Origin of the sequence: Streptomyces sp. NPDC048352 (assembly GCF_040651895.1) — a bacterium.
Classification (GTDB): Bacteria; Actinomycetota; Actinomycetes; order Streptomycetales; family Streptomycetaceae; genus Streptomyces.
Map to the genome: position 1 here is coordinate 187,756 of NZ_JBEZKZ010000004.1, position 6,595 is coordinate 194,350.

Annotated in this window: 5 protein-coding genes and 1 rRNA gene; 1 reads left to right on the forward strand and 5 read right to left on the reverse strand. The window is 73.9% G+C overall.

Annotation, left to right across the window (positions count from 1 at the left end; genetic code table 11):
* Positions 1-113 precede the first annotated feature (113 nt).
* Positions 114-2,249 carry a glycogen debranching protein GlgX gene (glgX, locus tag AB0D45_RS04400; protein ID WP_362455233.1) on the forward strand — a complete coding sequence of 712 codons (2,136 nt, stop codon included), beginning with the start codon at positions 114-116 and terminating at the stop codon, positions 2,247-2,249.
* Positions 2,250-2,267: 18 nt separating this feature from the next.
* On the opposite strand, the gene AB0D45_RS04405 is transcribed toward glgX, so the two are convergent.
* The 5 genes from AB0D45_RS04405 to AB0D45_RS04425 all read right to left on the reverse strand — a co-directional run.
* Positions 2,268-2,885, reverse strand: a complete 618-nt coding sequence (locus tag AB0D45_RS04405) for a hypothetical protein (protein WP_362455234.1) — start codon at positions 2,883-2,885, stop codon at positions 2,268-2,270.
* A 153-nt stretch (positions 2,886-3,038) separates the two neighbouring features.
* A complete protein-coding gene (locus AB0D45_RS04410; RefSeq protein WP_362455235.1) occupies positions 3,039-4,628 on the reverse strand; it encodes an NAD(P)/FAD-dependent oxidoreductase in 1,590 nt (529 codons plus the stop codon).
* Positions 4,615-5,070 (reverse strand): SRPBCC family protein, encoded by a 456-nt coding sequence (locus AB0D45_RS04415; RefSeq protein WP_362455236.1) that lies wholly within the window; start codon positions 5,068-5,070, stop codon positions 4,615-4,617. Before AB0D45_RS04415 ends, AB0D45_RS04410 begins: the two co-directional genes overlap by 14 nt.
* A 176-nt stretch (positions 5,071-5,246) precedes the next feature.
* A complete protein-coding gene (locus AB0D45_RS04420; RefSeq protein WP_362455242.1) occupies positions 5,247-6,230 on the reverse strand; it encodes an SDR family NAD(P)-dependent oxidoreductase in 984 nt (327 codons plus the stop codon).
* Between the two features lie 254 nt (positions 6,231-6,484).
* Positions 6,485-6,595 (reverse strand): 23S ribosomal RNA (locus tag AB0D45_RS04425); the annotation flags it as partial.

Below are 6,595 nucleotides of genomic sequence, written 5' to 3' on the forward strand. Positions count from 1 at the left end.
CAGTGGCGGTCCGCCGCCCGCGCGGCCGCCGACGGAGCGTCAGCGGGTCCGTCCGGCGCGGCGACACCCGGGAGCAGCGGGCCGGGAGGCCCCGGCGACAGTAGCGTGACCACATGCGCACATGGACGGGCAAACCGTATCCCCTGGGAGCGACGTACGACGGCTCCGGAACCAACTTCGCACTGTTCTCCGAGGTCGCCGACGGCGTGGACCTGGTCCTGCTGGACGACGCCGGGCACGAGACCCGTGTTCCGATGACCGAGATCGACCGGTCCGCGTGGCACATCTACCTCCCGGACGTCGGTCCCGGGCAGCGGTACGGCTACCGCGTCAGCGGTCCCTTCGACCCGGCCGCCGGGCACCGCTGCAATCCGGCGAAACTCCTGCTGGACCCGTACGCCACCGCCATCGACGGGCAGCTCGACCACCACGAGTCGCTCTACGGCCACCGCTTCAAGGACGGCGCGGAGCCCAACACCCTGGACAGCGCCGGCCACACCATGCTGTCGGTGGTCACCGACCGCGGCTTCGACTGGGGCGACGACAGGCCGCCGGGCCACGCGTACGGCGAGAGCGTCATCTACGAGGGCCACGTGCGCGGCCTGACGCGCACCCACCCCGCGCTGCCCGAGGAACTGCGCGGCACCTACGCGGGCATCGCCCACCCGGCGATCCTCGACCACCTCACCGGTCTCGGGGTGACCGCGCTGGAACTGATGCCGGTGCACCAGTTCGTCCAGGACGGCCACCTGGCCGAGAAGGGCCTGTCCAACTACTGGGGCTACAACACCATCGGCTTCTTCGCCCCGCACAACGCCTACGCGGCCACCGGGGGCCGCGGAGCGCAGGTCACCGAGTTCAAGCAGATGGTGAAGGCACTGCACGCGGCGGGCATCGAGGTCATCCTCGACGTCGTCTACAACCACACCGCCGAGGGCAACCACGAGGGGCCCGTGCTGGCGTTCAAGGGGATCGACAACGCCGCCTACTACCGGCTGTCCGACGAGGACCGCTCCCGGTACTACGACACGACGGGCACCGGCAACAGCCTGCTGATGCGCCACCCCAACGTGCTCCAGCTCATCATGGACTCGCTGCGCTACTGGGTCCAGGAGATGCACGTCGACGGCTTCCGCTTCGACCTCGCCGCCACCCTCGCCCGCCAGTTCCACGAGGTCGACCGGCTCTCCGCCTTCTTCGACGTCATCCAGCAGGACCCGGTGATCAGCCGGGTGAAGCTCATCGCCGAACCCTGGGACCTCGGCGAGGGCGGCTACCAGGTCGGCAACTTCCCCCCGCTGTGGTCGGAGTGGAACGGCCGCTACCGGGACGCCGTACGCGACTACTGGCGCGGCGCCGACGGCACGCTCGGCGAGTTCGCCTCCCGCATCACCGGCTCGGCCGACCTGTACGAACACGACCGGCGGCGCCCGCTCGCCAGCGTCAACTTCGTCACCGCCCACGACGGGTTCACCCTGCGAGACCTGGTCAGTTACGACCACAAGCACAACGACGGGAACGGCGAGGACGGCCGGGACGGCGAGGACCACAACCGGTCCTGGAACTGCGGGGCGGAGGGCGAGACGGACGACGCCGGCGTCCTGGCCCTGCGGGAGCGGCAGCAGCGCAACCTGATGACCACGCTGATCCTCTCCCAGGGCATCCCGATGATCAGCCACGGGGACGAACTGGGCCGTACGCAGGGCGGCAACAACAACGCGTACTGCCAGGACAACCCGACCACCTGGATCGACTGGGACCTCGGTGAACGCAGCCGCGCCTTCCTGGACTTCACGGCATCCCTCATCCGGCTGCGCCGGCGCCACCCCGTGCTGCGGCGCCGGCGCTTCTTCTCCGGGCGGGCCGCCGGGCCCGCGGGCCGGCTGCCCGCGGACGTCGAATGGCTGCGTCCCGACGCCTCGCCGATGGAGGAGGAGGACTGGGCGTGGCCGCAGGCCGGCGCGCTGACCATGTTCCTCAACGGCGAGGCGATCACCGAGCCTGACCGCTACGGCAACCGGGTCACCGACGACTCCTTCCTGCTGATGTTCAACAGCTCGGACACCGCGGTGAACTTCCGCCTCCCCGGCGACCGGTTCGCCGCCCGCTGGACGCTGCTGGTCGACACGGCGACCACGGACGCCCCGGACGAGCGGGAACTGAAGCCGGGCACGGCGCTGCGGCTGGACTCGCACAGCACGGTGGTCCTGCGCAGCGCGCGGGAGGACGCGCCGCCGGAGGATGCGTGAGGCCGCAGGTCGAGTGAGCTAGAAGCGCTGGACGATCTCGCAGGTGTTGGGCGTGGTAAGGGTGTCGCGGGGCGCCGGGTCGGCGATCAGCACGTCGAATCCGGCGCCGCAGTCGATCTGGTCGTAGCCGCCGTTGCGGCTGATGATGCTGTCGTTGCCGCCGCGCCCGGCCATGGTCACGGTGGTCAGGGTCGGGCCGGTCCAGCCGTCGGGGTCGGTGAGCCGGTCCGGGCCGGAGCCGCCGACGAGGATGTCGTTGCCCTGCCCGCCGACGAGGTCGCTCGGGAGGCTGGTGTCGTTCTGCGCGGTGTCGTTCTGGTCGCCGAGGTTGGCGACGATCCGGGTCACGCCGATCCCGTTGCAGAGCACCGTGTGGCCGCTCCCGGTGCAGCCCGGGCCGGCGACGAGGTTGCTCGTCGTGTCGGTGACCTTCAGGGTGCCCCCGCTGAAGGTGTCGAAGGTGACGGTGTTGGTCTCGCCCGGCAGGGCCGTGAAGGTGAGCCGGCCGTTGCTGACCGCGACGAGGGCCGGGCTCGCGGACGCGGGGCCCGCGAAGGCCATCGTGAGCGAGAGGGCGGCCACGGCGGGGGCGCAGACGCGGAGGGCGGTGCGCAGACGGGAAGGGTGCGAGCTCATGGGTGCTGTTCCTTGCGGTCGGCGAGTGCGGATCGGGTCCTGGATCCGTCGCCCCGTTCGCTACCCGGCGTGACGAGCCGGCTCACCCCTTGCGCACACAGTTACCCCGAGCAGCGGGCCCCGTCCGGCCCCACGCGCCGTGCCGCCGCCCCGCTACCGGCGTGGCCTCCGCAGCAGCCGCAGGCGCTGCGCGCGCAGGGCGGTGCGGGCCGCGTTGGCGCCGGGCGCGCCGTGGACGCCGCCGCCGGGGTGGGCCGTGGCGGAGGCCAGGTAGAGGCCCGCGATGGGGGTGCCGGGGCGGCCGGTGCCGGGCACGGGCCGGAAGACGAGCTGCTGGTGGATCTGGGTCGTGCCCTGGTTGATGGCTCCGCCGACGAGTGCGGGGTTGAGCCGTTCGAGGTCGGGCGGGGTGAGGACCCGGCGGGCCCGGATCGTGGCGGTGAACCCCGGGGCGTAGCGTTCCACCTGCGCTTCGAGCCGGTCGGCGATGGCCTGCCGGTCCCGTTCGTCCCAGCGGCCGGTGATGCCGTCGGGGCCGGCGTCGCCGGTGATGTGCTGGGGGACGTGGGTGTAGGCCCAGGCCGACTCCGTACCGGCGGGTGAGCGGGTCGGGTCGGCGGTGGTCATCTGCCCGAGCACGGCGAAGGGCGTGGCGGGCACGTGGCGGGTGGCGATCTGGGCCGCGAAGAGGGTGAGCTCGTCCACGCTGTCGGCCAGGTGCACGGTCCCGGCGGTGCGCGGCCCTTCGGCCCGCCAGGGGATGGGCCGGGACAGGGCCCAGTCGACCTTGACGGTGGAGAAGTCCCACTGGAAGCGGCGCAGTCCCGCCCTGACCCGTTCCGGGAGCTGGTCGAGGGGCAGGAGCCGGCCGTAGAGCAGCGGCGCGGGGACGTCCGCCAGCACGGCCCGGCGGGCCGGTACGGGTGTGCCGTCCTCGGTGCGCACCCCGACGGCGCGGCCGCCGCGCACGACGACTTCGGCGACCGGCTGTCCGCAGCGCAGGACGCCGCCGCGTGCGGTGAGGCGGCGTACGAGGGCGTCGGTGAGTGCCCCGGCGCCGCCTCGCGGTACGGGGAATCCGTACTGCTGGCCGAGCATGCACATCAGCCAGCCGAAGCCGCCGCCGAGGGCCGACTCGGGGGCCAGGTCGGCGTGCAGGGCGTTGCCTGCGATGAGGAGGCGTCCGCCGTCGCCGGTGAACTCCTCCTCGCCCAGGCGCCGCGCGGGCAGGAGCATGGTGCGCGCCACGCCCAGCCCCTGGCCGTAGCCGAGGCGTGCGGCGAGGCGCAGACCGGCGCGGGCGGGCGGGAAGGGGGTGAACAGGCAGTCCAGGACGTCGGCGCCGATCTTCTCCCACAGGGCGTACAGCCGCTCCCAGGCGGCGCCGTCGCCGGGTGCGAACGCGTCGAGCGAGGCGGCCGTGGCCTGCGGGTCGGCGGCCAGGACGGCACAGCGGCCGTCCTGGCGGGGATGGGCGACGACGGCGGGCGCCCGGCTCCAGCTCAGCCCGTGCTGCTCCAGGCCCAGCCGGCGGATCACCGGCGAGGCGGCGGCGAGCGGGTAGAAGGCGCTGAACAGGTCGTGCACGTAGTCCGGGTCGAGGCCCCGGTCGCTGCGCACCGCACCGCCCGGGGCGGGCTGGGCCTCCAGGACGAGGACCCGCCAGCCGGCGTCGGCGAGGAGGTTGGCGGCGACGAGGCCGTTGGGGCCGGCCCCGATGACCACCGCGTCAGGATCCACCATCGCTCCCGTCGCCGTTCTCGCAGGTGCGGGCCAGGCGGGACAGCATGAGGCGGTTGCGTACCTGGGCGACGGCGTCGATGGCCGCGTGGTGGAAGTTCCAGCCCCTGCCGCGCAGCGGGTGCTCGTCCAGGATGACGAGGGTGTCCTCGCCCCAGGGGCGGATGTCGAAGGCGATCCGTGCGCTCGCCCTGCCGCCGGCCGCGATCGCCTCCAGCTCCAGCCGGTCGGGCGGCTGGTGGACCCGTACGACGGTCCGGCCGTCGTAGCTGACCGGGCCGAGCTTGAGCCGGTACCGCAACGCCGCGCCCTCTCGCGGCCAGCTGCCGTCCTCCTCGCGGGCGTCGTGGGTGCCGACCACCCAGCGGTCGTAGCCGCTGCCCTCGCCGAGGACCTCCCACACGCGTGCGGGCCGGCACCGTACCAGCCGGTGCTGCACTGCCATGACGGCCTCCGATCACGTTCCGGGTTCGGGGAACCGGCGCCTACCCGGGCCGGCGGGCCTCAAGCGCGGCCAGGCGGGTGGAGCCTCGGCCGGGCGTCGCCGGGGCCGGCGGCGACCGGGCGCGGGGGCCACCGGGGGCGGGGGTCACCGGGCGCAGGGGTCACCGGGCGCAGGGGTCACCGGGTGCGGGCCGCCCTGCGCCGCCGGGCCGCATGCGCCCCGCGCGCGGTGACCAGCAGGGCGGTGGCGGCTGCGGCACGGCGGCCGGCCGTGCGCAGGCCGCCGCGGCGCCCGCCGTGGACCGCGGCGCTGTCACCCGAGGGGGTGTGGAGGATGCCGGTGCCGGGGGCGTCGGGGTGGGCGGGGCCGAAGTAGGCGCGGTCGGTGCGCCGGCTCACGCCCCACCGCACCAGCCCGGGGGCCAGCGTCTGACCGGCGGCCATGGTGCGGGCGTAGGGGCCCACCAGCACCCGGCGGCGGGGGCTGCGGGCCGTGCGGACGATGGCCCGGGCGACGCGTTCGGGTGTGGCCACGGGGGGCAGGGACCGCTGCGTGCGGCCGGTGTGGTTCGCCGCGTGCCGGAAGAACGGCGTGTCCACGCCGGTGGGCAGCACCGTGCACACCGAGATCCGCTTCTCCCCCAGCAGCCCGAGCTCCTCGCGCAGCACCTCGTCGAAGGTCACGAGCGCCGCCTTGGACATGGCGTAGCCGCCCATGTACGGGGCCTGCACGCGGGCGCCGAGCAGGGAGGCGACGTCGATGACGACGCCCCGGCCCTGCCGTCGCATGACGGGGACGACCGCGCGGGCGGCGTGCACGGCGCCGAGGACGTTGACCTCCAGCAGGCGCCGCAGATCGTCCAGCGGCACCTGGTCGAACCGCCCCAGGATCCCCACGGCGGCGGCGTTGACCCAGACGTCGATGCGGCCGTACCGGCGTACGGCGGCTGCCGCCAGCGCGTCGACCGCCCGCTCGTCGGTGACGTCGGTACGCACCACCAGCGTGTCCGCGTCCCGCCCGCAGGCGCGGGCCACCTGCTCCAGCACGGCCAGGCTCCGGGCGGCCAGGACGACCCGCGCACCGCGGCGCGCGCATTCCAGGGCGGTGGCCCGGCCGATCCCGCTGGAAGCGCCCGTGACCACGACCACGGCGTGGTGCATCTTCACCCCCGGCCTCTGTCCGGTCGGGGCCGCTTCATGCCGCCGGGGCGGGGAGGAACTGCGCAGGGTTGTTGCGGGCGGCGCTGCCGTGCGGTCTTGGGTTACGGGGCGGTCTTTCGGGCGGCCGCCGCACGCTTGGGCGGGGGCCGTCGGGGCACACGTCACGAACGATCTTGACGAGGCGGGGGGAGCAGCACATGACGGTTCCGGACCAACCGACGCGGCCGGGCAGGCGCCACCACCGGTTCAGCACGCGCGTCACGGCATGGTTGCAATTTCACCGGGCCTATGGTTGAGACAGTCGAGAAGTCGTTACGCCATTCGTGCAGGTCGGAACTTACCCGACAAGGAATTTCGCTACCTTA